The organism is Myceligenerans indicum (assembly GCF_016742955.1).
Lineage (GTDB): Bacteria > Actinomycetota > Actinomycetes > Actinomycetales > Cellulomonadaceae > Myceligenerans > Myceligenerans indicum.
Genome location: NZ_JABBYC010000004.1, coordinates 1 through 25,614, shown reverse-complemented (window position 1 = coordinate 25,614; position 25,614 = coordinate 1). Strand labels below are relative to the sequence as shown.

The window sequence follows — 25,614 nt, the reverse complement described above, 5'->3', positions numbered from 1 at the left end:
CCCCCGGGCCCTGCGTCGGCGAGCGCCGGGGAGCATTTGAGGTGACACTGATCCTGGGCCGTAGATGTCCTGAACTTTGATGATCCGGATCCAATCGGAGATATGGCATGGCCACTGAACGAACGATCGTCCGCGCACTGGCCGCGTTCACCGGCAGCCTCGCGCTCCTGCTCGTCGGGCTCGTCACACCCGCGTCGGCCGAACCGGAGACGCCGGTGGCGTATCCCTCCGGCTCGACGGCGACCCGAGCCAATCGGCTCGGCTTCGACGCCTGTACCGCGCCGTCGCTCACGGCGTTGAAGGCATGGAAGGGGACCTCGCCGTACACGGCGGTGAACGTCTACTTCGGCGGCAGGAACCGCGCCTGCGCGCAGCCGAACCTGAGCAAGTCATGGGTGCGTGGCGCCACCAAGGCGGGCTGGAAGCTGCTGCCCACCTATGTCGGGTACCAGCCGTACTGCATACTCGGCGGCAAGCACTACCACTTCCGGGCGTCCAACGCGACCTCACGAGGCACTTCGGACGCCACGGACGCGGTCGCGCGCGCCAAGGCCCTGAGCCTGCGTCCGGGGAGCGCGCTGTACGCGGACATCGAGCACTACGACCGCTCCAAGTCCTCGTGCCGTACGGCCGTGCGCCGGTACGTCTCCGCCTGGACCAAGACCCTGCACGCGAAGGGGTACCTGGCCGGCGTGTACGTCCATCAGAACTCCGGACTGCGAGACCTGTCCGACGTCTACAACTCGACCAAGGTCGCCCGGCCGGACGCGGTGTGGATGGCCCGTTGGGACGGGTCGGAGTCGCTCACCGGCTGGCCGACCGCGCCGAACTGGCAGTGGTCGGTCTACCAGCGGGCGAAGCAGTACCGCGGTGGCCACCGGGAGACATGGGGCGGGGTCACGATCAACATCGACTCCGACAGGATCAAGGCGCCGGTCGCCACGGTCACCCGCACCTACAAGGTGACCAGTACCGTGTCGCTGAACGCGCGCAAGGGCCCCTCCACCTCCTACCCCGTGGTACGCAAGTACGCGCCGGGCGCCTCGCTGCGGGTGGTGTGCCAGTCCCGCGGAAAGAAGATCGGCTCCACGCGGGTGTGGGACCGGCTGAGCAACGGGGCGTGGGTCACCGACCGCTACGTCTCGACCCCGTCTCGCACAGGTTTCACCCGCGCCGTTCCGCGTTGCACCTACCCCGGGCAGGTGACGGCCAGCGCGCTCAACACCCGCACCGGCCCCGGGACGTCGTACCCGACCACGGGAAGCCCCCTGCCTCGAGGCTCGCTGGCCTTGGTGATCTGCCAGAAGAAGGGCAGCAACGTCCGGACCACCTCCGTGTGGAACAAGCTGCGTGACGGACGCTGGGTCAGCGACTACTACGTCTCGAACCGGTCCAACACGACATGGAGCCGGCCGGTTCCCCGCTGCCGGTGAGCCCGTCCGGGCGGAGGGGCGCGTCGCGTGCGCGCCCCTCCTCGGTCAGGACCCCTGACCGTCCGCTCCTGCCGGTGTGACCGCGAGCCGGGTGCCCCAGGGGTCGGCGAACCGGAGCGCCCGCCCGTCGTCGGCCGCCTCGATCCTGTGATGGCGCAGGCGGTCGGCGAGCGCTTCGACGTCCTCGCGGGTGGGCACGAGAATGCGGACGTCGCCGAGGCCGAGGGTCGCGGCCCGGGGCCCCGCACCGGCGCTGTGCCACGTGTTCAGACCGATGTGGTGGTGGTATCCGCCCGCGGACAGGAACAGGGCGCTGTCCATGGCCCAGGTGACGTCGAAGCCCAGGACTCCCTCGTAGAAGCGGCGCGCCGTGGGGATGTCGCCCACCTGGAGATGGATGTGGCCGATCGCCGCGGACGCGCCGTCGTCAGGGGCGGACGGGTCGTACCACCGGGACAGGAACCGTTGGGGGTCGAGGAGTTCGGCACCCATGCGGATGGTTCCGTTCGAGCCGATCTGCCACTGTTCCCGTGGCCGGTCCCGGTAGAGCTCGAGGCCGTTGCCCTCGGGGTCGGCGAAGTAGAACGCCTCGCTGACCAGGTGGTCGGCGCTGCCCTGGTACAGGTGTCCGGCCCGTTGCGCCATCGACGCGAGCGCGCCCGCCAGCCGGCGCTCGTCCTGGAACAGGATCGCCGTGTGGTACAGGCCCGCACCGTGGCGGTCCTGTCCTGGCAGTTCCTTCTCCTGGCGCAGCACCATGGACGCCACGCCGCCGCGGCCGAGGGTCGTGGTCGGTCCGGACTGGTCGAGCACGTCCAGGGTGACCGCCTGCTGGTAGAAGGCGGTCATCGCGTCCAGGTCGTGCACCAGCAGCTGCACGGTGTCCATGCGTGTGCCGTCGGGTGCCGCCCCCGAGGTGGGGACGGCGGCCGGCGTCCAGGTGGGTACGGTCATGAGACTCTCCTCCGCGTGCGGCCCGGCGTCAGTCGGCGAGGACGAAGCCGCCGGTCCACGTGGTCTTCTCGCCCGCGGCGAGGGTGATGGCGAGGAATCCGAGAGCCTCCAGCTCCCGGGCCCGCTTCAGTGCGCCGGCGTCCACGGCCCGGAGACCGGCACCCTTGGCGAGGTCGGCGACGGTCTGCTTGGCGTCCGCGTCGTCACCCGCGATCAGGACGGTGGCGGTCTGCGAACCCGCGGTCCCGGTGGCCAGGGTCGCGCCGAAGTTCGTGTTGAACGCCTTGACGACGCGGGCCTCGGGCGCCGCGTCCTGGATGACCTGGGCGGCGGAGGAGTCGGCCGGGACGACCAGGTCGTCGAAGGTGGCGAAGTCGACCGGGTTGGTGACATCCACCACGGCCTTGCCCGCCAGGCCTCCGGCGTAGGCGTCGAGGATCTCCGCCACGGCCGGGTAGGGCACCGCGAGGACCACGAGGTCACCCGTGATCGGCTCGCCCAGGCTGCCCGACGCCGCACCCAGCGGCGCGGCCACGGCGTTCGCCTTCCCGGCGTCGCGCGCCAGGATCTGCACTCCCGCGCCGGCCTTCGTCGCCAGGGCCGCGACGGCGCCTGCCTGGTTGCCCGCACCGATGATCGTCACTGTCGTCATGTCGTCCACTCCTTGTTGGTTGTTGCGACAACTGAGTGATCTCAGCATGCCACGCTTTGGTTGTCGCTACAAGTAACGTACGGTAGTGCCATGACATTCCAGGTTGCTCGGATGAACGAGCAGGAGTCCGCGGCATGGCTCGGCCTGATCACGGTGTGCCAGCTGCTGCCGGCCGCCCTGGACTCACAGCTCAAGCAGGACTCGGGCATGACCCACTTCGAGTTCTTCGTGCTCAGCGTGCTGCGGTTCGCGCCGGAGCAGACGATGCGCATGACGGCGCTGGCGGAGACCACGAGCTCCACGCTGCCGCGCCTGTCGCACGTGTGCTCACGGCTGGAGAAGCGCGGGCTGGCGGACCGCTTCCCGTGCCCGGAGGACGGGCGTGCGACGAACGTGCGCCTGACACCGGAGGGCAGGAGCGCCCTGGTGCGCGCCATGCCGGGACACCTGGCCACCGCCCGCCGGCTCGTGATCGACGCGCTCAGCCCGGAGCAGCTCGACGCCCTGGCTCAGGTGACGGAGGTCATCCGGGGCCGGCTGGACGGTGACGGGCAGCCCGCGCGCGCCACCCCCTTCGGATAACGCCCGGTCCACCCCCCGGCGCATCCGCGGACGCGCCAGGCGGGAGGACGAGCGCGGCGCGGCTCAGAGCGCGGTCAGCCGCAGCCGCATCAGCACGGGCGCCGCGTGAAGCTGCGCGTTCGGCAGGACACCGGGCCCGCAGGCGGCGCTGCCGACGCCGTGCTGGGCGGCGTCGAGGTGCAGCCGGAGCAGGCCGTCGGGCATGAGCTCGTGCGGGTGCGCCGCGCGGTCCAGCGCGTCGTCGGACCACGGGCGCAGCGACAGCTCGACCCCGTCCTGAGGCCGTGCGCCGACGGTCACCTCTCCGGCGTCGACCCGCAGTCCGGAGCCGTCCGCGAAGGACAGGACGGCGCTCGTGACGCCGCGCCGCGCGCCGTTCTCCTGCGGGTGGGTGTAGCGGGTCTGCCAGTCCGCGACGGTGTGTCGCCAGGCGCCCCCGAGGGCGGCCGTGCGGGAGTCCGCGTACGACTCGTCGGGACCGAGCCCGGTCCAGCGCACCCCCGCGTCCATGGCCCGCGGCTCGTCGAGGACCAGCACCACCCCGAGACGGGCGACGCTCTGCGGCCACCGGCCCTCCGGCCGGACGTCGATCAGCAGGTCGACGGCGTCAGGCGTGTCGGTGACCGGCTGCCAGCGGTACCGGGCGGCGAAGCCCGCACGCGTCGTCGGGCCGGCGACACGTGCGTCGATCTCGAGCGCCCCGTCCTCGCCGACGTGGACTCCGGCCTTGCGCTCGGCGAGCAGGTGCAGGCCCGCGTGGCGCCAGTTCTCCAGGTCGGAGCGCTCCTGCCCGCCGCCCGCGGCACGGTCGTTGTCGGTGGGTGCCCGCCAGGCGTCCACCCGGAAGGTGTGCACCGCGCGGCCCGCGAGGGCGACGAGGTCGCCCCGCGCGTCGAAGCGGGCCGGGCCGGCCTGGTAGCCGCCCTCGGGGTGGGCGGTGACCCGGCCTGCCGGGGCAGGCAGCGGCGCCCGATCCACCACCCGGAGCTGCCCGGCACCGAGCACGAACCCGGGCTCGAGCCAGGACTCCTCGAACGTGTCCGGGCTCTGCTGGACGGCGCGCAGGGTCCACCAGACGGGAGCTTCGCCCGGCTCCGGCAGCGGCAGGTCCGCGGGCGGACGCACCACCGCCTCGTCGCCGGCGTCGAGCACCAGGTCGAGTTTTCCGGTGGCGAGCTCGTCCTCGCCGCGGTGCAGCGTCCAGCGCAGCTCGGCGTGGCTCGTGTCCCGGAAGGCGTACCGGTTGCGCACCAGCAGGGTGCCGTCGGGCCGGGCGTCGATGCGCACCGGCGCGAACACCGCCGCCGTCTCGCGCAGCCCCGGCGAGGGCGTGCGGTCCGGGAGAAGCAGGCCGTCGGCGATGAACGTGCCGTCGTGGATCCGCTCGCCGAAGTCGCCGCCGTACGCCGCGAACAGCGTGCCGTCGGCGTCGGCCCGCGTCAGGCCGTGGTCGATCCACTCCCAGACGAACCCGCCGAGCAGCCGCGGGTACCGGTCGAAGAGCGCGTCGTAGTCGGCGAGGCCACCCGGGCCGTTGCCCATCGCGTGCGCGTACTCGCACAGGACGAACGGCATGGCCCGACGCCGGGCGTCCGCGTTCGCCCGTTCGAGCGGAGGCTCGACGCCCTGGCCGATGAGGGCCACCTCCTCGGTGGGGGCGTACATCCGCGAGTACACGTCGACGTGGTCGCTCGACCAGTCGCCCTCGTAGTGGACGGGACGGCTCGGGTCGAGCCCGCGGACGGCGTCGGCCATCGCGCGGACGTTGCGCCCGCCGCCCGCCTCGTTGCCGAGCGACCACAGGATGATGCTCGCGTGGTGGCCGTCGCGGCGCACCATCCTGGTGACGCGGTCGACGAGCACGTCGGTCCACTCCGGGTCGTCCACCGGGTTGCCGGACCAGCCCTCGTCGAGGAAGCCGTGCGTCTCCAGGTCGTTCTCGTCGACGACGTAGAGGCCGTACCGGTCGCACAGGTCCAGGAAGTGCGGGTGCGGCGGGTAGTGGCTGGTGCGGACCGCGTTGAGGTGATGCCGCTTCATGAGCAGCACGTCCTCGAGCATCCGCTCCGGGGTCACCGCGCGCCCCCGAAGCGGGTCGAACTCGTGCCGGTTGGCACCCCGCAGCTTCACCGGACGGCCGTTGACGAGGAACACCCCGTCGGTGATCGAGACCGTGCGGAACCCGACGGCGAGGGTCACCGTCTCCGTACCGGTCTCCACGACGACGTCGTAGAGCCGTGGCCGCTCGGCACTCCACGGCTCGACGGGCACCCGCAGCTCCTCGCCGGCCACTGCCTCGACGCCCAGCTCCGGCACCGCCACGCGCGCCGCGACCGCGCCCGGTGCGGCCACGACCGCCGCGGTGTCCACCCGCAGGGTGCCGACGCCGGTGGTGTGGTCGTAGTCCGCGCGGACCCGGACGTCGTCGATGCCGCCGTCCGGACGGTGCTCCAGCGTCACGCCGCGGAAGATGCCCGAGAGCCACCACTGGTCCTGGTCCTCGACGTACGACATCGCCGACCACTTGGTGACGCGGACCGCCAGGAGGTGGTCACCCGGGCCGAGGCGTCCCGTGAGGTCCACCTCGGTGGGCAGACGGGAGCCGTGCGACGTGGCCAGGAGCTCGCCGTCGAGCGCCACCTGGAACCAGGAGTCCACCCCCTCGAAGCGCAGCACGGTGCGGCCGCCGTCCGGCCATTCCGCGGGCAGGCTGAACGTCGTGCGGTACTCGCCCGTGGGGTTGTCGTCGGGCACATGGGGCGGCTCGACCGGGAACGGGTACAACACGTTGGTGTACTCGGGTACGCCGTACGGCCAGGAGTGCGGGGCTCCCGCGAGCTGCCAGTGGCCTGGCACCGCCAGACGGTCCCAGCCGTCGCCGGGCTCCGCACGGTCCACCCCGGTGTCGGGGTGCGGGAACAGGCGGAACCGCCACTCGCCGTCGAGGGACACCGCGGCGGCGCTGGAGGCGCCGGCGGGCGGACGGAAGCGCGGGGCGACGACACCGTCCGGCGGGGCGACGGACTCGTGGTCGAGGGGCATGACTCCTCCAGGTGGCGGGCGGACGGCGAGGCGGGCGCGGCCACGGACGGGACGCACCAGTCGAGACCGTACACCGGCCGTTCAACGTTGAACGAAGGGAATTCGACCACTGGATGGTCGATCGGCCCGTGCCTCGCGGCCGGGCGGCGCCGGGCGAGGGCCCGGGCAAGAATGGCCGGATGGCCAGGCTCCTGCACGCAGCCCGCTCCGCGATCGCCCCGCTGACGCACACGCGGGCGTTCCGCTCCGCCGGTCCCGTGCTGCTGCCGCCCGCCGAGCGGCTGACCGCGTGGCTCTCCGGCGGCCGCCTCCAGCTCAGCGCGCTGCTGGTGCCGTCGCTCGTCCTGTACTCGACGGGCGCCAGGTCGGACGAGCCACGCACGACGTACCTGATGTACACGCCCGACGGGCACGGCCGCGCGATCGTGGCCGGCACAGCGTTCGCCCAGCGCAGGCACCCCGCATGGACCTACAACCTCCTGGCCCACCCGGACGCAACGATCAGCGTGCGCGGCCGGCGGATGCCGGTCCGAGCCACGCTCGTCGAGGACGACGAGCGGGACGCCGTCTGGGCCCGCATCGAGTCGCAGTGGCCCGGCTACCGGTCCTACGAACGGGAGTCGGGGCGGGTGGTGCGCCTCTTCCGGTTGCAGCCCCTCACCGACACGGCCGCACCGGACCGCCGTCGTCCCGCGGCAGGTCAGCGGTGACGACTGCCGTGTCAGTACCGTGTCAGCGCCGTGTTCGCCGGCCCGGCCAGCATCTGCGGCATGACGAACACACCGAGCCCCCTGACCACCACCGCAGGCCGCCGGATCCACCCGGTCGCCGAGCTACTGCTCCGTGAACGCCACCCGCTGGTGCTGTCCCTCGCGCTGCACCTCGTCCCCGGCGCCCTGATCACCGCCGTCTACCTGCTCTTCGCCGAGCCGTTCGTCCTGTCCGTCGGCTATCCGCCGTTCCTGGCGTGGGCCATCGCGCTCACGGCCGTGCTCGGCCCTCTCCTGCTCGGCCTGTACTGGCTGGGCCACCAGCGCAACGGCCGCCTCTCGCTGCGCGGGGTCCTGCACTACACGGGCAGGCCGATCTCCCGAGGCAAGCTCACCGCCCTGATCGCCGCGCTCATCGTCTGGATGACCGTGGTGTCGCTGGCCCTGGTCCCGATGGACAACTGGTTCTACGACCAGTTCTTCACGTGGATCCAGTACAAGGGCGCCGGCGGCAGCGCCACCACCTACCTCGACGGCTACTCCCGGACCGCCGTCCTCGTGACCCTGGTGGTGTGCCTGCCGTTCACCGGATTCTCCCTGCCGCTCGTCGAGGAGCTCTACTTCCGCGGCTTCCTGCTCCCCCGCCTTCCGCAGCTCGGCAGGTGGGCGCCGCTGGTCAACACGGTCCTGTTCACCGTGTACCACTTCTGGTCGCCCTGGACGTACCTGTCGAAGGTGATCTTCCTGTTCCCGGCGGTCTGGCTCGTCTGGCGCAAGCACGACCTCCGGATCTCGATCGGCATGCACCCCGGCACGGCCCTGCTGATGGCCTCCGCCGGCATCATCGCCCTGGCACTGGGCGTGATCTAGCGTCGATCCCGAACCCCGACCAGGGCGCCGTCCACCCGGGCGGCGCCCTTCGTCGTCGGCGCTCGCCCGCCCGCTCGGCCGGCTCTGCCGCCTCCGCTCCGACACCGTCCTGACCTGCCACGAGACCGCAGCCCGCCCGGCGTCAGCACCGTGTCAGGGGCGTGTCAGCGCCCCCGCCGACAGTGGTCGCATGACAACCTCAGCGATCGCGGTCACGGGACTGCGCAAGACGTTCAAGGACAGGACCGTGCTCGACGGCGTCGATCTCGACGTCGGCTCGGGCACCGTCTTCTCCCTCCTCGGCCCCAACGGAGCGGGCAAGACGACGACGGTCAACCTGCTCACCACGCTGTTGCGGGCCGACGGCGGGACGGCACGTGTCGCCGGGCACGACCTCGAGACCGAGGCGAAGGCGGTGCGCGCCGCGATCGGCGTGACAGGCCAGTTCGCGGCGGTGGACGAGCTGCTCACCGGGCAGGAGAACCTCCAGCTCATGGTGGATCTGCACGGGGCGTCCGCGGGCGACGGCCGTCGGCGCGTCACCGAGCTCCTGGAGCGCTTCGAGCTGACGGAGTTCGCGCAGAAGCCGGCCTCGACCTATTCGGGCGGCATGCGCCGCAAGCTCGACCTGGCGATGACGCTTGTCGGTGACCCGCGGATCGTCTTCCTCGACGAGCCGACGACGGGGCTGGACCCGCGCAGCCGGCGCACGATGTGGTCGATCATCCGCGAACTGGTGGCGGACGGCGTCACCATCTTCCTCACCACCCAGTACCTGGAGGAGGCCGACCAGCTCGCCGACCGGATCGCGGTGCTCGACCAGGGCCGCATCGTCGCCCAAGGCACCCCGGACGAGCTCAAGCGGCAGCTTCCCGGAACCCACATCAGGCTCCGGTTCGCCGGCACGGCCGAGCTCGACGCCGCCGCACAGGTGCTCGCCGACGCCACGCGGGACGACGACGGCCTGACCCTGCGGGTTCCCGGCGACGGCGGCACCGCATCGCTGCGAGCCCTGCTGGACCGGCTCGACGAGTACTCCCTGACCGCGGACGAGCTCTCCGTCCACACCCCCGACCTCGACGACGTCTTCCTCGCCCTGACGGGCCACACCACGGAGGCCACGAAGTGAACACCACACCGCACGCGATCGTGATGCTGCGCCGCAACTTCAAGCACATCGCCCGGAACCCGACGACGGTCTTCAACGCCGTCCTGATGCCGGTCATCATCATGCTGATGTTCGTGTACATGTTCGGCGACGCCTTCGACGTCGGCGTCGACTACATCGACTACGCGACGCCGGGGCTCGTCCTGCTGGCCGTCTGCTACGGGCTGGGCTCCACGGCCACCGCGGTGAACTCCGACATGACCACGGGAATCATCAACCGGTTCAAGGTCATGGACGTCTCCCGCAGCGCGGTCCTGACCGGGCACGTCGTCGCCAGCCTGCTCACCAACGTGATCGCCGTCGCCGTACTGCTCGGCGTGGCCTTCCTGCTCGGGTTCGGCCCGTCGGCGAGCGCGCTGGACTGGCTCGGCGTGGCGGGCATGGTCGTCCTGCTCGGGTTCTCGACCGGCTGGCTCACGATCGCCCTGGGCCTGGCGGCCAAGTCTCCGGAGACCGCTGGGCTGGCCTCCGTGCCGCTGGTCATGCTGCCGTTCTTCAGCAGCGCGATCGTGCCGGCGGACACCATGGGGCCGGGCCTGGCGCAGTTCGCGCAATACCAGCCCTTCACCCCGATCATCGAGACCATGCGCGGGCTGCTCGCCGGCACGCCGTCGGCCGGCGACGCGATCCTCGCCGTCGGCTGGTGCGTCGCGATCGCCCTGGCCGGTTACCTGTGGGCGGCAGCGACGTTCACAAAGCGAGCGTGACCGCGACGACCTGATCCGGGGCGGTCTCCCGGCCCTCGCGGACGGCCTCGGCGAACCCTGTGTCGCCGAGGCTGTCCCGTGCCGTCCGCTCGATCCGGGCGACGTCCGCGAGGCGCTGGAGGTCCGGCCGCTCGTGCACCCCGGCACTCGCCCCGAGCAGGCGCGCGGCCTGCTCCGGGTCGCCCCGGCGCAGGGCCAGGTCCGCGACACCGACGAGCGCGACCGCGACCGCAGGCGGATACCCCGTCTCGCACGCGGCGTGGTAGGCCGCCGCGTGGTGCCCGGCGGCCTCGCCGAGATCGTCCGCGAGGTACCCGAGCAGGTCGTTCCGTACCGCGCGGAGGTAGGTCCCGTCGGCGTCGCCGCCCCACAGGGTGGTGGCTGCCTCCAGGTGCCGGGTCGCTTCGCCGACGTCCCCGCGCCACCTCGCCAGCTCCGCGGTGACGAGGGCGAGCGAGGCCAGCGTGCCCGGCCACGTGACCCGTTCCGCGAGGCGGCGGGCCTCCGCCAGGGCTGCCGCGCTCGCCTCCTCGTCACCCAGGAGCCAGTGGAGCTGGGCCTGCCGCGAGCGCAGCTGGATCAGGTCGTCGGCGGCGCCGACCTCGGTGACGACCGCGACCGCCTGATCGTAGTGCTCGCAGGCGGCGGCCAGCTCACCGCGCGAGGCGATCAGGCCGCCGAGCTCGGACAGGGCGAACGAGATCCCGAACCGTTCGCCGAGCGCCTGGAACTCCGCCAGTGCGCGCTGCAGATCCGCCTCCCCTTCGGCCTCGTCCGTGCCGGCGGTCAGGCGCGTCCTGCCGAGGTGCAGCCGGGCGAGCGCGTGCACCCACGGGTCCTCGGCGTCCAGCAGCGACTCCCACGCGGCCACCGCCTCGCCGGGCGCCTCGAGCATGCGCACCAGCGGGACGGTCAGCGAGAGCGCCGGGTGCGGGTGCTCGCTGCGCCCCCTGAACCGGTAGGCCTGCCGGATCCAGTCGGAGGCCGTGTGCTCGTCGCCCATCCCCGAGGTCACGAACATCGACACGAGGGCGTACACCCAGGCGCGGGTCTCGTCGGTCACGTCGCCGGGCGTCCGGGTGGCGGCCACGATCAGGTCCATGCCCTCGGACTTGTGGCCGCTGAGCCACCAGTACCAGCCGGCGCCGGCGGCGAGCCGCATCGCCGCCTGGGCGTCACCGGCCGCGATCGCGCCGCGCATCGCGGCGCCGAGGTTGTCGTGCTCGGCGGCGAGCACGGCGAGCCAGGTGAGCTGCTCGGCCCGCCGCAGGTGCGGCTCCGCGGTCTCGGCGAGCTCGGTGAAGCAGGCCAGGTGGGCCTGCCGAGCCGGTTCCGTCTCCCCGGCGTCGGCGAGGCGTTGCGTCGCGTACTCCTTGATCGTGCCGAGCAGCCGGTAGCGCGGTGCGCCGTCGCCGCCGGCGACCACCAGTGACTTGTCGGTCAGCGCGGTGAGCAGGTCGAGCACCTGGTCCGGTTCGACGTCGGTTCCGGCGCAGACCTGCTCGGCTGCCTCCAGGCTCGCTCCGCCCCAGAAGACGGAGAGCCTGCGCAGCACGGTCCGCTCGGGCTCGGTCAGCAGCTCCCAGCTCCAGTCGACCATCGCGCGGAGCGTCCGGTGCCGCGGCAGCGCGGTCCGGCTGCCGCTGGTCAACAGCCGGAACCGGTCGTCGAGCCGCGCGGCGAGCTGATCGACGGACAGGGTGCGCAGCCGGGCGGCGGCAAGCTCGATCGCCAGCGGCATCCCGTCCAGCACGCGGCAGATCCGTGCCATGGTCGCCGCGGTGCGCGCATCGGCCGGGAGATCCTGGCGCACGGCACCTGCCCGTTCCCGCAGCAGCCTGACGGACGGCGCGGAGTCGATCTCGGCCGGGCCGGCCGTTTCCGGCGGCAGCGCGAGCGGCAGGACGGGCCGGATCGCCTCGCCGGTGATGCCGAGCGGTTCCCTGCTGGTCGCCAGGATCCTCAGCCGCCGGCACTCCCCGAGCAGCCGGTCCGCCAGGGCAGCCGCCGCGTCGATCACGTGCTCGCAGTTGTCCAGGATCAGCAGGACGTCCCGCTCGCGGACCGCGGCGACGATCCGGTCGGCCGCTCCCAGGTTCGACGCGTCACCGAGCAGGGTGTCCCGGAGCCCGAGGGCGGAGAGCGTCGCCTGCGCGACGTCGCCGTCGGCGCTGACGGCCGCGAGGTCGACCAGCCAGGCGCCGTCGGGCAGGTCGGCGAGCAGGGTGCGCGCGGTCTCCGTGGCGAGCCTGGTCTTGCCCGCGCCTCCGGGGCCGATCAGCGTGGTCAGGCGGTGCCGGGCGACCAGGTCGCGGACGGTGGCGACGTCGGCGTCCCGGCCGACGAAGCTGGTCAGCTCGGCCCGCAGGTTCGTCCTCCGCTCCTGCTGCGGCGGTGTCAGCTCGCCGCGCAGCAGCGCGACGTGCACGGCGGACAGTTCCGGCGAGGGGTCGGCGCCCAGCGTGTCGGCGAGGGCTTCGCGGGTGCGCTCGTAGACGAGCAGCGCCTCGTTGCCCTGGCCGGCAGCGGCGAGGGCACGCATCAGGGCGGCGACGAGGCGCTCTCGCACCGGGTCGGCCGCCACCAGGTCGGTCAGCTCCGGCACCAGGTCCGCACCGTGCCCCAGACCGATCTCGGCGTCGAACCGGTCCTCCGTCGCGGCCAGTCGGAGTCTCTCGAGCCGGGTGACCGCCGCGTCGAACGCGGCACCGTCCCGCAGGCCGACGTCGTGCATGGCCGCGCCCCGCCACAGGGCGAGGGCCTCGCGCAGCAGCCGCACGCGCCCGAGGCCCTCCTCGTCGCGGGCCCTGCCCGCGAGCCGTTCGAACCGCACGGCGTCCACGGCGTCGGGATCCACATCAAGCCGGTAGCCGGCCGCGTGTCCCTCGACCGACCCTGCCGGCAGCACCTTTCGCAGCCGCGACACCAGGCGCTGCAAGGCGTTCGCGGCGTCCGACGGCGGGTTCTCGTCCCAGATCCAGTCGACCAGCACCGCCTTCGGGATCACCCGGCCGGGTTCGAGCGCGAGAGCGACCAGGAGGGCACGCAACCGCGCGCCGGGCACGTCGACGGCGACGCCGTCGTCCAGACGAACCTCGAACGGACCAAGCATGCTGATCTGCACGGGGCCGATCTTGCCACGGCGTCGGACCGCTCAGCGGCTGCTGACCTTGCCGAAGAGGGACGCGATCGGAGCGACGACGAGCGGCCTGGCCGCGACGACCGCCGCCACGGCGACGGCGAGACCCCCCGTGAACCAGGCGAAGCCCTCCCAGCTCACCGTGTCGGAGGCCGCGAACATGTGGTTCAGATTGCGCAGCGCCCCCGTGGCGAACACCAGGGTGACGTGCACGATCACGAACAGCACGAAGAAGAGCATCGTCGGGAAGTGGACCGCCCGGGCCACCGGAGCCGGGTAGAACCTGTTCAGGCGCTCCGCGTCCTTGGGCCACCACTCGCTCATGCGCACCCCGGTGATCGCGGCCAGCGGGGCGGCGACGAACACCACCACGAAGTACATGAGCTGCTGCAGGCTGTTGTAGTTCACCCAGCCGTGCTCGGTGGGCCAGTCCAGCGTGAGGTACTGCAGCGCAGCCGACGCCGCGTTCGGGAACACCTCCCACGAGGTGGGCACGATGCGCATCCAGTGACCGGACGCGAACAGGAGCACCACGAACACGACCCCGTTGGCCAGCCACAGCAGGTCGATGCCGGTGTGCAGCCACAGGTTGATGCTGATCTTCTTGCCGCCCTTCGCGGGCGTCCACGAGGCGGGCGGGACCTTCTGGTAGCGCACCTGCAGGCCCGTGCGCACGATCAGCAGCATGAAGAAGAAGTTGAGGTAGTGCGCCCAGTTCGCCCAGGCGGGGAAGCCGACCGGGGCGGCGTCCGGCAGGTCGTAGGACCCGGGGTAGCGTTCCAGGAACTCCGGCACACCTGGCAGCGTGGTGACGCCGCGTGCGGCCAGCACGATGATTCCCGCCGCGGCGACGACGGCGGCCAGCCGCCACCCGAGTACTCGCGCCCACTCGCCCAGGGTGCGCGAGCCGATCCTGCGCGGTTCCCGTGCGGGCACGGTCGGTCGTGCGGGCTCGGTGGGCGGCGCAGGCTCCGCGGGCGGCGCCGGCTCGGTCGTGCCCGCCGGCTCGGCCTTCGGGACCGGTTCGACGGCGGCGGTGGTGGGGGAACCGACGGCCGCGGTGCTCTCGACCTGGTCGGCGGGAGTGATCGGTGCCGTGGCCGCCCGGGGTGGTTCGGGTGCGGATGGCACGCCGTCGGCCGCCTCGGCACGGGAAGAATCGGCCGTGACCGGTGCGGTGGCCGTCTCGGGAGCGACCGGGAGCCGGCGCCGGACCGTGACCGTCTCCGCCGGAGGCCAGGGCTCGCCACCGGCGACGCGCGGCAGGCCACGACGCAGCGTGACCTCCTCCGCGACGGTCTCGGCGGCCGGTCCGGGCGGCCCGGGAACGGCGGGGGTGCCCGCGGACGCCGACGCGAGGCCGGCCGGAACGTCCGCGGCGACCGGTCGGTCAGTGGCCGCGGTGGCCGCTCCGTCGTCGACGACGGTCCCGCCCGACACGGCGGGAAGGCCGGTGGACGAGGTCGCCGCCGCGGCCGGCGGGCCGTCCACCCGAACGGCTCCGGCGGGCGGCCAGGGCTCGCCGCCGGGGACGCGTGGCAGGCCGCGACGCAGCCTGACCTCGACGGCGCCGGTCTGAGCGGGCGCGGCACCGGGCGCGGGCTCGGCAGCAACCGCGGGCGAGGCGGGTGCCGCAGGAGAAGCCGCGGCGAGCGCGGGCTCGGCCGCTGCCACAGGAGGAGCCGCGTCGAGCGCGGGCTCGGCCGGCTCCTGCGCGGCGGCGCCGCCCACCGGAGCCGCCGTGGCCTCGTCGGCCGGCGGCCAGGCAGGCCCACCGGGACGACGGGGCAGCCCCTGACGAAGACCCTGGGAGAACGTCGCCACGGTGGTTACGCCTTCGCCTTCTCGATCTCGGCGATGAGTTGCGGCACGACGGTGAACACGTCTCCCACGATCCCGAAGTCGGCGATCTCGAAGATCGGGGCGTCCTCGTCCTTGTTGACCGCGACGATCGTCTTCGCGGTCTGCATGCCGGCCAGGTGCTGGATCGCCCCGGAGATGCCCAGGGCGATGTAGAGCTGCGGCGAGACCTGCACGCCCGTCTGGCCCACCTGGGCCGACGACGGCACGAACCCGGCGTCCACCGCGGCACGCGACGCGCCGAGCGCGGCGCCGAGCGCGTCGGCGAGCTGCTCGACGAGCGCGAAGTCCTCCTTCGAGCCGAGGCCCCAGCCGCCCGAGACGACCTTCGCGGCGCCTCGCAGCTCCGGACGCCCGGCGGTCTTCTCGGCGACCTCGACCGCACCGGTCGCGGCGGCGGCCACGCCACTCGCCGTGACCTCCAGCGTGACCTCGTCCAGCGGCTGCGCCTCCGCGCGGGCCTCGACGGCGCCCTGGCGCACCGTGATGACCGGGGCCCCGTGCGTCACCGCCGACGTGACCGTGTAGGCGCCGCCGTAGGCGGAGCTGCGGGCGATGACTCCCTGGTCGTCGCGGTCCACCGCGATCGCGTCGAGGGCCAGCGCGGAGCGGGCGCGCACCGCGAAGCGGGCGGCGGCCTCCCGGCCGTCGACCGAGTGGGACGCCAGGACGGCGTCGGGCAGGGCCAGCGCCGCCGCGGCGGCCACGGCGTCGACCACGCCCACCTGGCCGTCGGCCGGCGCGGGAGCGCGCAGCACCGTGGCGGCCCCGAGCTCGGCAGCCGCCGTGGCGGCTGCCTCGTCGCCGAGAACGAGTGCGACCGGAGTCCCCACGGTCGAGGCCGCACCCAGCAGCGCGGCCGAGGACTTCGCCAGGCCCCCGTCGGGAGTCGTGTCGAGCAGCACCAGGATCGAGTCAGCAGCAATAGTCATCGTCGTCCTCCTCAGATCAGGTGGTTCTCGGCCAGGAAGGCCGCCAGCCGCACGCCGGCTTCGCCGTCGTCGTCGGTGATCTTCACGCCCGCACCCCGCGGGGGACGGGCGTCGACCGCGAGCATGATCGAACGCGACGTGGTCAGGTCGTCCGCGTCGATGCCGAGGTCGGCGAGCGAGATCACCTCCAGCGGCTTCTTCTTCGCCGCCATGATCCCCTTGAAGCCCGGGAACCGGGGGTCGGGGAGCGCCTCCGTCACCGACACGACGGCGGGTAGCGGCGCGCTCAGGCTCACCGCCGCGTCGTCCGCCACCCGCGTGCCGCTGACCTCGGCGTCCGCGATGTCCACCGCCGCGAGGTTCGTCAGACTCGGAAGGCCGAGGTGCTCGGCCACCATCGCGGGCAGCACCCCACCCATGCCGTCGGTCGACTGGTTGCCGGCGACCACCAGGTCGTACCCGACCCGGCCCAGTGCCGCCGCGACCACCTCGGCCGTCAGCCCGAGGTCCGCGCCGACGAGCCCGTCGTCGACGACGTGGGTGGCGCTCGCCGCCCCCATCGCGAGGCACTTGCGGATCGACGCCGTCGCCTCCGCGGGGCCGACGGTCAGCACGTGCACCTCGGTGCCCTCGTGCGCGTCGGCGTAGGTGAGCGCGGCCTCCAGGGCGCGCTCCCCGATCTCGTCGGCGACAAGGCCGGTCGCACGCTCGGTGAGCCCCGTCTCCAGGCTGAGCGTCCGCTCAGCATTGGTGTCGGGCACGACTTTCACCAGGACGACGATCCTCATGGGCGGACTCTGCTCTCTCTCCTCGGACGGCTGACGTGGAGGTTACTTGCGACCGGTGATGCTGCGCGCCACGATCTCACGCATCACTTCGTTGGTGCCGCCGTAGATGCGGTGCACGCGGGCATCGAGGAAGGCCCGTGCGATCGGGTACTCCAGGATGTAGCCGTACCCGCCGTGCAGCTGGACGCCCTGGTCGAGGATCTCCCACTCGCGCTCGGTGCACCAGAACTTCACCTTCGCGGCCTCGTCCGCGCTGAGCTCGCCCTTTCGGTAGAGGTTCATCGCGCGGTCGATGTAGGCCCACATGACGTCGACCGTGGTGGCCATCTCCGCCAGGCGGAACCGGGTGTTCTGGAAGTCGACGACCTGCTTGCCGAACGCCTCGCGGTTCGTCGTGTAGTCGAGCGTCCACTCCAGCGCGGCCTCGCCCACCGCCGCGGCGACGGCGCCGATCGAGAGGCGCTCCAGCGGCAGGTTCATCATGAGGTGTACGAACCCGCGTCCCTCGACTCCGCCGATGAGGTTCTCGTCCGGCACGAAGACGTCGCTGAAGCTCAGCTCCGCCGTGTCGTGGCCGGGGAAGCCCATCTTGTGCAGCTTCTTGCCGTGCTCGAAGCCCTCCATGCCGTCCTCGAGGATCAGCAGGCTGAAGGCGTCCGGGCGGTTGCCCTCGCCGGTCTTGACGAACGTGACCACGATGTCCGCGGTCTTGCCGCTGGAGATGAACGTCTTGGCACCGTTGACGACGTAGCCGCCGTCCACCTTCTTGGCCGTGGTCCGCACGCCGCGCAGGTCGCTGCCCGCGCCCGGCTCGGTCATCGCGAGCGCGCCGAGCACCTCGGCCGTGGCCATCTTCGGGAGCCACTTCGCCTTCTGGGCGTCGGTGCCGAAGTGGGCGAGGTACGGGACCGCGAGGTCGTCCTGGATCCCGGCGGCCCCGGCCAGTGCCGAGCCGTGGCCGCTGCGGATGAGCTCCTCGTTCACCACGCTGCGGAAGCGGTAGTCCATCAGCATCCCGGCGCCGCCGAACTCCTCGGGCACCGAGAGCCCGACGATGCCGTGCTCCGCCGCGGCCTTCATCGTGGCGCGGTCGACCTCGCCGTCGGCGTCCCACTGCCGCGCCTTCTCGGGGGTCACGTAACGCTTGACGAACTCCTTCACGACCTCGCGGAACGCCTCGTGGTCCTCGTCGTAGATGTCACGCTGCATGGCTTCACCTTTCGTTGAGCCGGGCGGCTGTGGTGCCCGGCGCGTGGAGGGGAACTGCGGTGTTCCGGTCAGCCGGCCTCGACGTGACCCGGGGGCGCGTCGAGGCGACCGTCGTCATGTCGCCAGTTCGCATCGTGGGTCCCGTCCACTCGTCGTCGAGAGTCTCCTGCGTCGGCGCTGCGCCGCCCACCCGGGTGTTCGCGAGTATGCCTGAGACCTAGTCTCATTTCAAGCGACATCTCCCGACGATATCCCTGCCCGGAAGGCAGGCCCGAACCAGCGCCTGAAACGGCGTCTCCCGGCTACGCGGATCGCGTCCGACGACGGCCGACGCGGGGCCGACGCGCGGGGACAGAGTCCGAGCATTTTCTCCGGTGAACTCCGGCGCCCGCGCGACGAGCTCTCGCTACCGTGAGCGCCGTGCAGGCCACCGCGGCGGCTGCGACCGCCTTCCTCCCGTCACTTTCGGCACCCCGGACGCGGGCGCGGGCCTGGCTCTTCGGCGAGATGCTCGCCGGCGCGGTCGTCGGCCTGATCGCGGCGTTCGTCCTGAGCGTGGACGCCGTCGAGCTGGCCGCACGACCGGACGCCACGCTGACCTGCGACGTGAACGCCGTCCTGAGCTGCGGCACCGTCGCACGTGCATGGCAGGCGTCCGTGTTCGGCTTCCCCAACGCGTTCCTCGGACTCGTCGCCGAGCCGGTCGTCATCACGGTGGCCCTGGCCGGGCTGGCCGGAGTCACGTTCCCGCGCTGGTTCATGACCGCCGCGCAGACCATCTACCTGCTGGGCTTCCTCTTCGCCTACTGGCTCTTCTGGGAGTCGCTCACACGGATCGGCGCGCTGTGCCCGTGGTGCCTCACCGTGACTGTGTCGACGACGCTCGTCTTCGCGTCGATGCTGCACTGGAACATCCTCCAGGAAAACCTCTACTGGCCGCCGCGCCTCCAGGCGCACGCCCTCACGGTGGTGCGGTCCGGAGCCTTCGCGATCCTCGTGCTCGCCTGGCTCGTCGCGCTCGCGACCGTCGTCGTGCTCAAGTACGGGTCGGCGCTGGTGGCCTGAGCCTGCGCCGCCGGGGCGGGCCGTTGAAGCCGGCACCACCGGGGCGGGCAACGTCCGTGCGCCGGTCCCCGGCGGCCGAGCCGTGGCTATTCGCGGGCAGTGCCGGGTGATGACACGTCGCAACGCCGTCGCAGCTGGACGCGGCACTCCTGCGGGGTCACGTAGGGCATGACGCTGTCGAGCTCCAGAGGCCCCCCGGCGCGCACGAGAACGTCGCGGACGAGCGTCTCGTGGACGCGGCATGCGGTCTCGCGGACGCCGCTCGCGGGCGAGTCGAACGGGCAGGGCACGAGGTGTGCGGTGAGCTCGGCCTCGTCCAGCTCGGGCTGCAGACCCAGGCCGTCCAGGTGCCAGTAGAGGGCGTCGAGCTGGTGCAGCTCCGCGGTATCGGCCTCCGAGCCGACGTCGTGTTCGCCGGACAGGAGCCGGCGGTGCAGGTCCCCGTACCGCATCGCGTCGAGCACGCTCTGGTCGGCCGCCTCGTCGGGCTCGTCGCCGCGGACGGCGGTGAGCACGGTACGGGGCCGCCCGCGGGTCCCACGATGCTCGGACCGCGAGCGCAGGAGCCCTGTCGACTCCAGCACTCGCACGTGATCACGGAGCGTGTTCTGGTGCAGCCCGGTCAGGTCGGCCAGCTCGGCGAACCCGATGCCGGGCCGTGCCATCACGATGTCCAGCACCTTCAGCCGGGATGCCTGGGCCAGTCCTCGGTACCTCTTCGCGCGGCGGGGCATGCGTTCATCATGGCGCGGCCGGAACGGCGCGCAGGGCTCCGGCGCGTACTGCGGGACGTACGTCTCGGCAGGTCGGGACCAAGGTCCCGGCGGGTTCGTCGAGCTGGATGTCAGGGAGGGCGGGTACCGTTCGGCCCGATGACGACGGCGGGACACACACAGGTCGACGCGCTGCTGGCAGTGATGCCGGCCGAGCACGGACATGACGAGGGCTTCGACTGGGACGTCGTGGAGGCCACGCTCGGACATCGGCTGCCGGCGGACTACAAGGCCTTCATGGGCACGTACGGCTCAGGCGCGATCCCTGGGCTCAGCATCGAGCCTCCCGTGCGACCGGACGGGTATCCGTACCGGAACGGCGGCATGGGCGAGGGGACGGCGAACCTCCGCGACACATTCGAGGAGGACCCACCGGGCTACGACCCGATGCCAGAAGGTCTGGAGGCCGAAGAGCAACTCGTGGCCTGGGGTTTCGGACATGACGACCCGGATCTGTACGGGTGGATCATGACGGGCGACGACCCCGATGCCTGGCCGGTGGTGGTCTGGCGCCGACACTGCATGCCGGGTCTGGTGCGCTTCGACCTCAGGATGGCCGAGTTTCTCCGCCGCCTCGTCACGGCGGACCTGGACGAGATCCCGGGAAGCAACGACGCGGCGTGGGGCAATCGCGGGCCGTTCGTCGGATGGCGTGAGGCGCGTCGCCGCTGGGAGGCGGGTCTGGCCTGTGCCCGAAGCTCGTGCGCGCCATCGAAGTCGACGTTCAGGAACAGGTCGAGGACCTCGCGCTCATGATCGGTCAGCGGACGCGGGAGACCACCGTCAGAGCCCGTCGTCATGGGGAATCGCTCCGCTCTCCACCGGTCCGCCGCGCGGGACCATCGGCTCGGACGCTCAGCAGTCGCGTGAGGTCCTCGGGGCCGGCAAGCCCGTCGTCGTGCGCCAACAGGGTCAGAAGCGTGAGGGGTGTCCCGGTGCGGGCAGCGGCCTGAAGCTTGTGGTGGCCGTCGAGCAAGACGTGAGTCAGGCCCCAGTGGGTGTAATAGTCGGTCGATTCGTCGTCCGTCGCGGGCTGCAGGACGTCCAGAAACGAGAGCGCCACCGCGGTCGGCACCGCACCGGCGGCCATCGCTTCGGCGTACCGGTCGACCCTGTCGGGGGCGTTCCAGGTGGGCGGGACCATCGGAACGACGAACTCATACAAGTGCTGGTCATCGTCGATTCTGGTCTCGAAGGTCCGGTAGTACGGCGTGCCCGGCGACTCCGGCACGCCCGAGAAGCCGTCGATACCCCAGGTCGCGACCTGCTCATGAGTGAAATAGTCATCCGAACCGGCAGGCGTCACCAGGCGTGGCGCAATCTTCAGGAGCAGCGGCTGATACGACCCGTTGGGCAGAAGTCCTCCGTAGCGCTCGACGACACCGTCGTCGAGCGTCGTGAGACCTGCGGCAAGCCGCCCGTCGGGATCGTCCAGCGACACCTGCGTGTTCGCGCCGCCCTTCCGCTCGAACAGCAGCGGACAGGTCCCACATGGGAAGGCCAACTCGAATGCCGGACGATCGGCCAGCCGCAGGAAACGACCGGCTACCGCTCTGTCGGCCGACCGGACGTCTACCGCGATCCGTACCATCGCCTCCGCCTCCGGAACGCCCAGCGGACGCGCGGGGCCGACATCGAAGAGCACGACGTCACCGTAGCGCCTCCGCCGTAGCCTCTCTCCGTGGCCGCTACCTTCACGGACTGGCACGACCGCGATATCGCAGAGCGGAAGGTCCTCATCAACGCCAGCGAAGAGGCCTACGTCAGCGAGATCCTGCCTGAGGAGTGTTCTCATCAGGCCGCTTTCGGTGATCGGCGCCACGGCGCGGCGACCTGCAGGTTCGCCTGGTGGCGGGTTGGCGCCAGCAAGGCGTTGGTCGGGACAGAGGTGCCGCCGAGACGGAAAGAGGGCCGGTCCTCGACACAGGCCGTGGCCAGAGGAGCACGTCGGCGCGGAGCTCCGATGCTCGAGCAAGCAGCGCCGCCACGGGGAGCATCCAGGTCGTGTGCGACCCGACCGGAAATCGGTGTGGGGCTTGTCGGTCTCGCCGGGCTCGACGCACGACATCATCGCAGCACGTGCCCTCGCGTTGCTCCGCGGTCGCGCGCCGGGCGCCCTCGCATCCGGCGGGGCTTGGCTGTCGTAGGTCGGGCGGTGGCGGGCCGTGATCTTGGGAGGCAGCCGTTTTGCGCGTGGCTTGCGCTTGTATCGACCGCCCCGTAGCCTCCGGGCGCCTTTCGGGCGAGTCGCGTCCGACAGGGTGGATCGGAGGCCTGACGTGGGTGTGACAGTTCAGATCGGAGAGGTGCTGGTGCACCCGCATCACGGAGTCGTGACGGTCAAGGGTTTCGAGACGCGAGACCTGCGAGGCGAGCCTGCGCGGTACCTGGTGCTCGCCGCCTCGCAGAACTCCCTCACGATCAAGATCCCTGCGTCGTCTTTCGAGGATCTAGGGATGCGTCGTCTCATGGATCCCGCGATGCTCGAGCGCCTCTCCGAGACGCTCTCCGGTGTCGCGGACGAAGGTCCCGCGAACTGGTCGCGCCGGTTCAAGTCGTATGAGCACAAGATGGCTAGCGGCAACCTGTTCCAGGTCGCCGAGGTCGTGCGAGACCTGCTGCGCGGTCGGCACGAGCGGGGTATCTCGCCGGGGGAGCGTCGCATGCTCGACCGCGCACGCTCGCTCATCGCCGGTGAGATGGCTGCTATGCCTCAGTTCAGTAGTGAGGAGGCGGCGGTGGACTACATCGACGCCCGGGTGCTCGGCTGACACCGACTGCCGTAGTGCGTGGGCCGCCACGCCTCGGGGGCGCTTGTCGTCAGGGCTCTGGCCGCTCTCGGTGCGGCGCGGGTGTGCGCCTAGGTGTTGCGGGGAGGGGTGGCGAGCGGCCTCGCACCCTCAGGTCTCAGTCCGTCGACGATGATGGCGAGGTAGCGTCGCCAAAGTTCTGGGTCGGCGCGGGGCGCGAATCCGGCGACGTGGCCGGGGGCGCAGATCAGCAGGGCGACGTCCTCGCCGGTGACGTCGTCGCGAAGGGCCCCAGCGATCTGCGCCTGCAGGGCGAGGCGTTCCATGAGTCCGAACAGTCGCGCCTGGGCACCTTCGAGCAGGTCATTGACGCCGTCAACGTTCGTGAGCACGGACAGCTCGTCCTGCTGCTGGCTCGCCGCCAGGGACATGAAGTCGAACAGTGCGCTCTCGGCCGGGCTCGTCTCGGCGAGCCGCTCGCCGTCGGCGATCAGCACATCGAGGCGGCTGAGCACGACCGCGGCGAGCAACTCCTCCTTGGTGGCGAAGTGTCGGAACACCGTTCCCTTGCCCACCCTCGCACGGGCGGCGATGTCCGCGACGGACACGTCCATACCGTGCTGCGCGAACTCCGCCTCGGCGGCTTCGAGCAGGCGCGCACGGTTGCGCACCGCATCTGCCCGGGGAGCCTTTGCGTCTGTCACGCAGGCCACTCTACCAACATGTTGACCGCGCGGTCCGCTTAGCGTAGCCTCCCGGGACAACATGACCACACGGTCCGTTTGAAATGGAGTGAAGAGATGAAGATGAAGGCACTGGTGGCCCGCGACTACGGCCACCCCGACACCTACGTCGTGACGACCGTCGATGCTCCGGAGCCTGCCGCCGGCGAGATCCTGGTGCGGGTGGCGGCGTCGGCGGTGAACATGGCGGACCTGCGCGTGGCGCGCGGAGACCTGTCCGAGTTCGTGCAGATGCCGATGCCTTACGTCCTTGGTGCGGACTTCGCAGGCACCGTCGTCGCACTGGGCGAGGGCGTCGGCAGCTACGCGGTCGGTGACGAAGTCTTCGGCTACACGACGGCAGCGGCGATGGCCGCGTTCGGCGGCCCGAGCTCGCCGACCGGCACCGGTGCCATGGCGCAGTACCTCACCGTGCGCGCCGACACGCCGTTCGTCGCACATCGTCCCGCTGTCCTGTCTGCCGAGGACGCGGCGACGCTCGCCACGACCGGACTGACGGCTCGCGCGCTCGCACTGACCGCAGATGTCCAGCCCGGCGAGACGGTGCTCGCCGTAGGAGCGACCGGTGCGGTCGGCACCTCGCTGATGACGATCCTGGCGGGCTCGGGGGCGGACATCACCGCGACCGCGAAGCCGGCCGACGCCGGGGCCATCACCACGCTGGGCGCGGACCACGTGATCGGCTTCGCCCCTTCGGAGTACCCCGCCGACGTGGACGTGGTCCTCAACGTCGCCCTGCCGGGCAACGCCCTGGACGACCTCATCGCGGTCGTCAAGCCCGGCGGTCGTCTGCTCACGATCGTCCCGCCGCCGCCCAACCCCGAGGAGATCTCCCGCCAGGACATCACGGTGACGTACGTCGCCGACGCCAACGGCGACCTCGGCGGCATGACCGAGCTCGCGCAGCTCGCGCTCGACGATGGCATGCGTCCCGTGATCGCGAAGACCTACACGCTCGACGACGCCGGCCAGGCCTACGTCGACTTCGTCGGCGAGCGGCCCGTCGGCAAGCTCGTCGTCACGATGCCCGCATGAGTATCGTCATGCAGGACCCGATCAAGGTCGATATCTGGACCGACGTCATCTGCGTGTGGTGCCACATCGGCAAGCGCAAGTTCGAGGCCGGCCGCGACGCGTTCCTCGCGGCCGGCGGCCCCCCGGTCGAGGTCGAGCTCCACTCGTTCCAGCTCGACCGGAACCCGCCCGTCGAGTACGGCGGACGCTATACCGAGTACCTCACCGACGTCGCCGGCCTGCCGGCGAAGCACGTGCGCGACAAGTTCACCCTGCTCAACAAGGTCGGGGCCGAGCTCGGGCTCACCTTCGACTGGGACAACCTCCAGCCAGCCCTGACCCTTCGCGCCCACCAAGCCACCCACTTCGCCAAGGCACACGGCAAGCAGGCCGAGATGAACGACCGACTGCTCGCTGCGTACTTCGAGCGCGGTGAGGACATCGACAGCCTCGACCAGATCATCGCCATCGCCAGTGAGATCGGGCTCGATGCCAAAGCGGTGCGGAGGTCCCTCATCAGCGAGGAGTACCTTCCCGCGATCGAGGCAGACATCGCCCGCGCCGAGCAGTTCGGGATCACGAGCGTCCCCTTCTTCGTCATCGATGGGAAGTATGGCGTCTCCGGCGCCCAGAGCCCCGGGATCTTTGAACGCGCGCTCGCGAGGGCAGCGGGCGACCGGCCATGAAGCGCGGCAACGACTCCGCGATCGCGGAGACCTCACCCGTCAGGAGCGCGGAACAACGACGGGTGCCATCAGGCGACGCGTTCCGAGACGAACCAGCGCCCCCAGCACCGTTCACACTGATCGGCGACACCGGCACCGTCTGCTGTGACGATACGTGCCTGGTGGCGTCCTTGGGCCTGGTCTCCAGAGTCCGGGTCACCAGCGCCGCGACCTGCTCGTCGGTCACCGACCGCGGGCCACCCGAGCGCGGCATGTCACCCAGGCCCGCGATCCGGTGCTCCACGAACCGCGCCGGCCACCGCCCCACCGCATGCAGCGTCGCCCCCACCTTCTCCGCCACAGCCATGTTCGTCGCGCCCGTCGAGCACTCCAGGATGATCCGGCACCGCAACGCCCACGACTGAGGCGTCGGGCCTTCGCCCCGAGAAGTGGACACGTCATCGTGTGGTCATGCGGCAGGCTGCAGCGTAGCTGTTTGAAGGTTCTTCTCGTAGTCGGCCGGGCTCTGGTTTCCCAGGCGTGAGTGGGGTCGTCGGG

22 protein-coding genes and 2 pseudogenes are annotated in these 25,614 nt (G+C 71.6%); 11 read left to right on the top strand and 13 right to left on the bottom strand.

Annotation, left to right across the window (positions count from 1 at the left end; all coding sequences use genetic code 11):
- The first annotated feature begins 107 nt into the window (after positions 1 to 107).
- Positions 108 to 1,433, top strand: coding sequence for a glycoside hydrolase domain-containing protein (locus HGK34_RS04290; RefSeq protein WP_201845345.1), 1,326 nt, complete (start codon positions 108 to 110; stop codon positions 1,431 to 1,433).
- 45 nt (positions 1,434 to 1,478) lie between these two features.
- Here the strand turns inward: HGK34_RS04290 and HGK34_RS04285 are convergent, their stop codons facing one another.
- Both HGK34_RS04285 and HGK34_RS04280 read right to left on the bottom strand, forming a co-directional pair.
- Entirely contained in the window at positions 1,479 to 2,387 is a 909-nt protein-coding gene (locus HGK34_RS04285) for a VOC family protein (RefSeq protein ID WP_201845344.1), read from the bottom strand.
- A 28-nt stretch (positions 2,388 to 2,415) separates the two neighbouring features.
- Positions 2,416 to 3,039: an NADPH-dependent F420 reductase gene (locus tag HGK34_RS04280; RefSeq protein WP_201845343.1), complete on the bottom strand. Its 624-nt coding sequence runs from the start codon at positions 3,037 to 3,039 to the stop codon at positions 2,416 to 2,418.
- A gap of 90 nt (positions 3,040 to 3,129) precedes the next feature.
- On the opposite strand from HGK34_RS04280, the gene HGK34_RS04275 reads away from it, so the two are divergent.
- On the top strand, positions 3,130 to 3,621 hold the full coding sequence (locus tag HGK34_RS04275) for a MarR family winged helix-turn-helix transcriptional regulator (protein WP_244666395.1): 492 nt from the start codon (positions 3,130 to 3,132) through the stop codon (positions 3,619 to 3,621).
- 63 nt (positions 3,622 to 3,684) lie between these two features.
- Here the strand turns inward: HGK34_RS04275 and HGK34_RS23715 are convergent.
- Both HGK34_RS23715 and HGK34_RS23710 read right to left on the bottom strand, forming a co-directional pair.
- Positions 3,685 to 4,863, bottom strand: a pseudogene (locus HGK34_RS23715) (beta-galactosidase small subunit-related protein); the annotation flags it as partial.
- A 99-nt stretch (positions 4,864 to 4,962) separates the two neighbouring features.
- Positions 4,963 to 6,663 (bottom strand): annotated as a pseudogene (locus HGK34_RS23710) (glycoside hydrolase family 2 TIM barrel-domain containing protein); the annotation flags it as partial.
- 179 nt (positions 6,664 to 6,842) lie between these two features.
- Here HGK34_RS23710 and HGK34_RS04265 point away from each other — a divergent pair.
- The 4 genes from HGK34_RS04265 to HGK34_RS04250 all read left to right on the top strand — a co-directional run bounded on the left by HGK34_RS04265 (position 6,843) and on the right by HGK34_RS04250 (position 10,118).
- Positions 6,843 to 7,373: a nitroreductase family deazaflavin-dependent oxidoreductase gene (locus HGK34_RS04265; RefSeq protein WP_201845341.1), complete on the top strand. Its 531-nt coding sequence runs from the start codon at positions 6,843 to 6,845 to the stop codon at positions 7,371 to 7,373.
- Between the two features lie 60 nt (positions 7,374 to 7,433).
- The gene (locus tag HGK34_RS04260; RefSeq protein ID WP_201845340.1) at positions 7,434 to 8,243 is read left to right on the top strand and encodes a CPBP family intramembrane glutamic endopeptidase; all 810 of its coding nucleotides are present in this window, start codon (positions 7,434 to 7,436) and stop codon (positions 8,241 to 8,243) included.
- Between the two features lie 190 nt (positions 8,244 to 8,433).
- The gene (locus HGK34_RS04255) at positions 8,434 to 9,372 is read left to right on the top strand and encodes an ATP-binding cassette domain-containing protein (protein WP_201845339.1); all 939 of its coding nucleotides are present in this window, start codon (positions 8,434 to 8,436) and stop codon (positions 9,370 to 9,372) included.
- Entirely contained in the window at positions 9,369 to 10,118 is a 750-nt protein-coding gene (locus HGK34_RS04250; protein WP_201845338.1) for an ABC transporter permease, read from the top strand. The genes HGK34_RS04255 and HGK34_RS04250 overlap by 4 nt, the downstream gene beginning before the upstream one ends.
- Here HGK34_RS04250 and HGK34_RS04245 read toward each other — a convergent pair.
- Genes HGK34_RS04245 through HGK34_RS04225 form a run of 5 tightly spaced genes read right to left on the bottom strand, consistent with a single transcriptional unit; the run spans position 10,102 to position 18,046 of the window.
- Positions 10,102 to 13,242 carry an AfsR/SARP family transcriptional regulator gene (locus tag HGK34_RS04245; protein ID WP_201845337.1) on the bottom strand — a complete coding sequence of 1,047 codons (3,141 nt, stop codon included), beginning with the start codon at positions 13,240 to 13,242 and terminating at the stop codon, positions 10,102 to 10,104. The genes HGK34_RS04250 and HGK34_RS04245 overlap by 17 nt on opposite strands.
- A gap of 30 nt (positions 13,243 to 13,272) precedes the next feature.
- A complete protein-coding gene (locus HGK34_RS04240; RefSeq protein WP_201845336.1) occupies positions 13,273 to 15,081 on the bottom strand; it encodes a cytochrome b/b6 domain-containing protein in 1,809 nt (602 codons plus the stop codon).
- Positions 15,082 to 15,086: 5 nt separating this feature from the next.
- Positions 15,087 to 16,049: an electron transfer flavoprotein subunit alpha/FixB family protein gene (locus HGK34_RS04235; protein ID WP_201845335.1), complete on the bottom strand. Its 963-nt coding sequence runs from the start codon at positions 16,047 to 16,049 to the stop codon at positions 15,087 to 15,089.
- A gap of 11 nt (positions 16,050 to 16,060) precedes the next feature.
- On the bottom strand, positions 16,061 to 16,837 hold the full coding sequence (locus HGK34_RS04230; RefSeq protein WP_201845334.1) for an electron transfer flavoprotein subunit beta/FixA family protein: 777 nt from the start codon (positions 16,835 to 16,837) through the stop codon (positions 16,061 to 16,063).
- Between the two features lie 42 nt (positions 16,838 to 16,879).
- Positions 16,880 to 18,046: an acyl-CoA dehydrogenase family protein gene (locus HGK34_RS04225; RefSeq protein ID WP_201845333.1), complete on the bottom strand. Its 1,167-nt coding sequence runs from the start codon at positions 18,044 to 18,046 to the stop codon at positions 16,880 to 16,882.
- Positions 18,047 to 18,457: 411 nt separating this feature from the next.
- Between HGK34_RS04225 and HGK34_RS04220 the strand changes: the two genes are divergently transcribed.
- A complete protein-coding gene (locus HGK34_RS04220) occupies positions 18,458 to 19,111 on the top strand; it encodes a vitamin K epoxide reductase family protein (RefSeq protein WP_307815739.1) in 654 nt (217 codons plus the stop codon).
- An 86-nt stretch (positions 19,112 to 19,197) separates the two neighbouring features.
- Here the strand turns inward: HGK34_RS04220 and HGK34_RS04215 are convergent, their stop codons facing one another.
- Positions 19,198 to 19,845 carry a winged helix-turn-helix domain-containing protein gene (locus HGK34_RS04215; protein WP_201845332.1) on the bottom strand — a complete coding sequence of 216 codons (648 nt, stop codon included), beginning with the start codon at positions 19,843 to 19,845 and terminating at the stop codon, positions 19,198 to 19,200.
- A 138-nt stretch (positions 19,846 to 19,983) separates the two neighbouring features.
- Between HGK34_RS04215 and HGK34_RS04210 the strand changes: the two genes are divergently transcribed.
- Complete coding sequence (locus tag HGK34_RS04210; protein WP_201845331.1) at positions 19,984 to 20,640, top strand: SMI1/KNR4 family protein; 657 nt, start codon at positions 19,984 to 19,986, stop codon at positions 20,638 to 20,640.
- Between the two features lie 40 nt (positions 20,641 to 20,680).
- Here the strand turns inward: HGK34_RS04210 and HGK34_RS04205 are convergent, their stop codons facing one another.
- Positions 20,681 to 21,529: a hypothetical protein gene (locus tag HGK34_RS04205; protein WP_201845330.1), complete on the bottom strand. Its 849-nt coding sequence runs from the start codon at positions 21,527 to 21,529 to the stop codon at positions 20,681 to 20,683.
- Positions 21,530 to 22,169: 640 nt separating this feature from the next.
- Between HGK34_RS04205 and HGK34_RS04200 the strand changes: the two genes are divergently transcribed.
- Positions 22,170 to 22,655 (top strand): CarD family transcriptional regulator, encoded by a 486-nt coding sequence (locus HGK34_RS04200; RefSeq protein ID WP_201845329.1) that lies wholly within the window; start codon positions 22,170 to 22,172, stop codon positions 22,653 to 22,655.
- Positions 22,656 to 22,744: 89 nt separating this feature from the next.
- Here the strand turns inward: HGK34_RS04200 and HGK34_RS04195 are convergent, their stop codons facing one another.
- The gene (locus tag HGK34_RS04195) at positions 22,745 to 23,338 is read right to left on the bottom strand and encodes a TetR/AcrR family transcriptional regulator (protein WP_201845328.1); all 594 of its coding nucleotides are present in this window, start codon (positions 23,336 to 23,338) and stop codon (positions 22,745 to 22,747) included.
- 96 nt (positions 23,339 to 23,434) lie between these two features.
- Between HGK34_RS04195 and HGK34_RS04190 the strand changes: the two genes are divergently transcribed.
- Positions 23,435 to 24,412 (top strand): NADP-dependent oxidoreductase, encoded by a 978-nt coding sequence (locus HGK34_RS04190; protein ID WP_201845327.1) that lies wholly within the window; start codon positions 23,435 to 23,437, stop codon positions 24,410 to 24,412.
- Positions 24,409 to 25,077, top strand: a complete 669-nt coding sequence (locus HGK34_RS04185) for a DsbA family oxidoreductase (RefSeq protein WP_201845326.1) — start codon at positions 24,409 to 24,411, stop codon at positions 25,075 to 25,077. Before HGK34_RS04190 ends, HGK34_RS04185 begins: the two co-directional genes overlap by 4 nt.
- On the opposite strand, the gene HGK34_RS23705 is transcribed toward HGK34_RS04185, so the two are convergent.
- Positions 24,989 to 25,423 carry a helix-turn-helix domain-containing protein gene (locus tag HGK34_RS23705; protein WP_372433068.1) on the bottom strand — a complete coding sequence of 145 codons (435 nt, stop codon included), beginning with the start codon at positions 25,421 to 25,423 and terminating at the stop codon, positions 24,989 to 24,991. The genes HGK34_RS04185 and HGK34_RS23705 overlap by 89 nt on opposite strands.
- Positions 25,424 to 25,614 lie beyond the last annotated feature (191 nt).

What these genes read in the sequence shown, in the direction of transcription:
- HGK34_RS04290 (WP_201845345.1), top strand. Translation starts at nt 108, where the DNA reads ATGGCCACTGAACGAACGATCGTCCGCGCACTGGCCGCGTTCACCGGC.
- HGK34_RS04285 (WP_201845344.1), bottom strand. Translation starts at nt 2,387, where the DNA reads ATGACCGTACCCACCTGGACGCCGGCCGCCGTCCCCACCTCGGGGGCG.
- HGK34_RS04280 (WP_201845343.1), bottom strand. Translation starts at nt 3,039, where the DNA reads ATGACGACAGTGACGATCATCGGTGCGGGCAACCAGGCAGGCGCCGTC.
- HGK34_RS04275 (WP_244666395.1), top strand. Translation starts at nt 3,130, where the DNA reads ATGACATTCCAGGTTGCTCGGATGAACGAGCAGGAGTCCGCGGCATGG.
- HGK34_RS04265 (WP_201845341.1), top strand. Translation starts at nt 6,843, where the DNA reads ATGGCCAGGCTCCTGCACGCAGCCCGCTCCGCGATCGCCCCGCTGACG.
- HGK34_RS04260 (WP_201845340.1), top strand. Translation starts at nt 7,434, where the DNA reads ATGACGAACACACCGAGCCCCCTGACCACCACCGCAGGCCGCCGGATC.
- HGK34_RS04255 (WP_201845339.1), top strand. Translation starts at nt 8,434, where the DNA reads ATGACAACCTCAGCGATCGCGGTCACGGGACTGCGCAAGACGTTCAAG.
- HGK34_RS04235 (WP_201845335.1), bottom strand. Translation starts at nt 16,049, where the DNA reads ATGACTATTGCTGCTGACTCGATCCTGGTGCTGCTCGACACGACTCCC.
- HGK34_RS04230 (WP_201845334.1), bottom strand. Translation starts at nt 16,837, where the DNA reads ATGAGGATCGTCGTCCTGGTGAAAGTCGTGCCCGACACCAATGCTGAG.
- HGK34_RS04225 (WP_201845333.1), bottom strand. Translation starts at nt 18,046, where the DNA reads ATGCAGCGTGACATCTACGACGAGGACCACGAGGCGTTCCGCGAGGTC.
- HGK34_RS04215 (WP_201845332.1), bottom strand. Translation starts at nt 19,845, where the DNA reads ATGCCCCGCCGCGCGAAGAGGTACCGAGGACTGGCCCAGGCATCCCGG.
- HGK34_RS04210 (WP_201845331.1), top strand. Translation starts at nt 19,984, where the DNA reads ATGACGACGGCGGGACACACACAGGTCGACGCGCTGCTGGCAGTGATG.
- HGK34_RS04190 (WP_201845327.1), top strand. Translation starts at nt 23,435, where the DNA reads ATGAAGATGAAGGCACTGGTGGCCCGCGACTACGGCCACCCCGACACC.
- HGK34_RS04185 (WP_201845326.1), top strand. Translation starts at nt 24,409, where the DNA reads ATGAGTATCGTCATGCAGGACCCGATCAAGGTCGATATCTGGACCGAC.
- HGK34_RS23705 (WP_372433068.1), bottom strand. Translation starts at nt 25,423, where the DNA reads ATGGCTGTGGCGGAGAAGGTGGGGGCGACGCTGCATGCGGTGGGGCGG.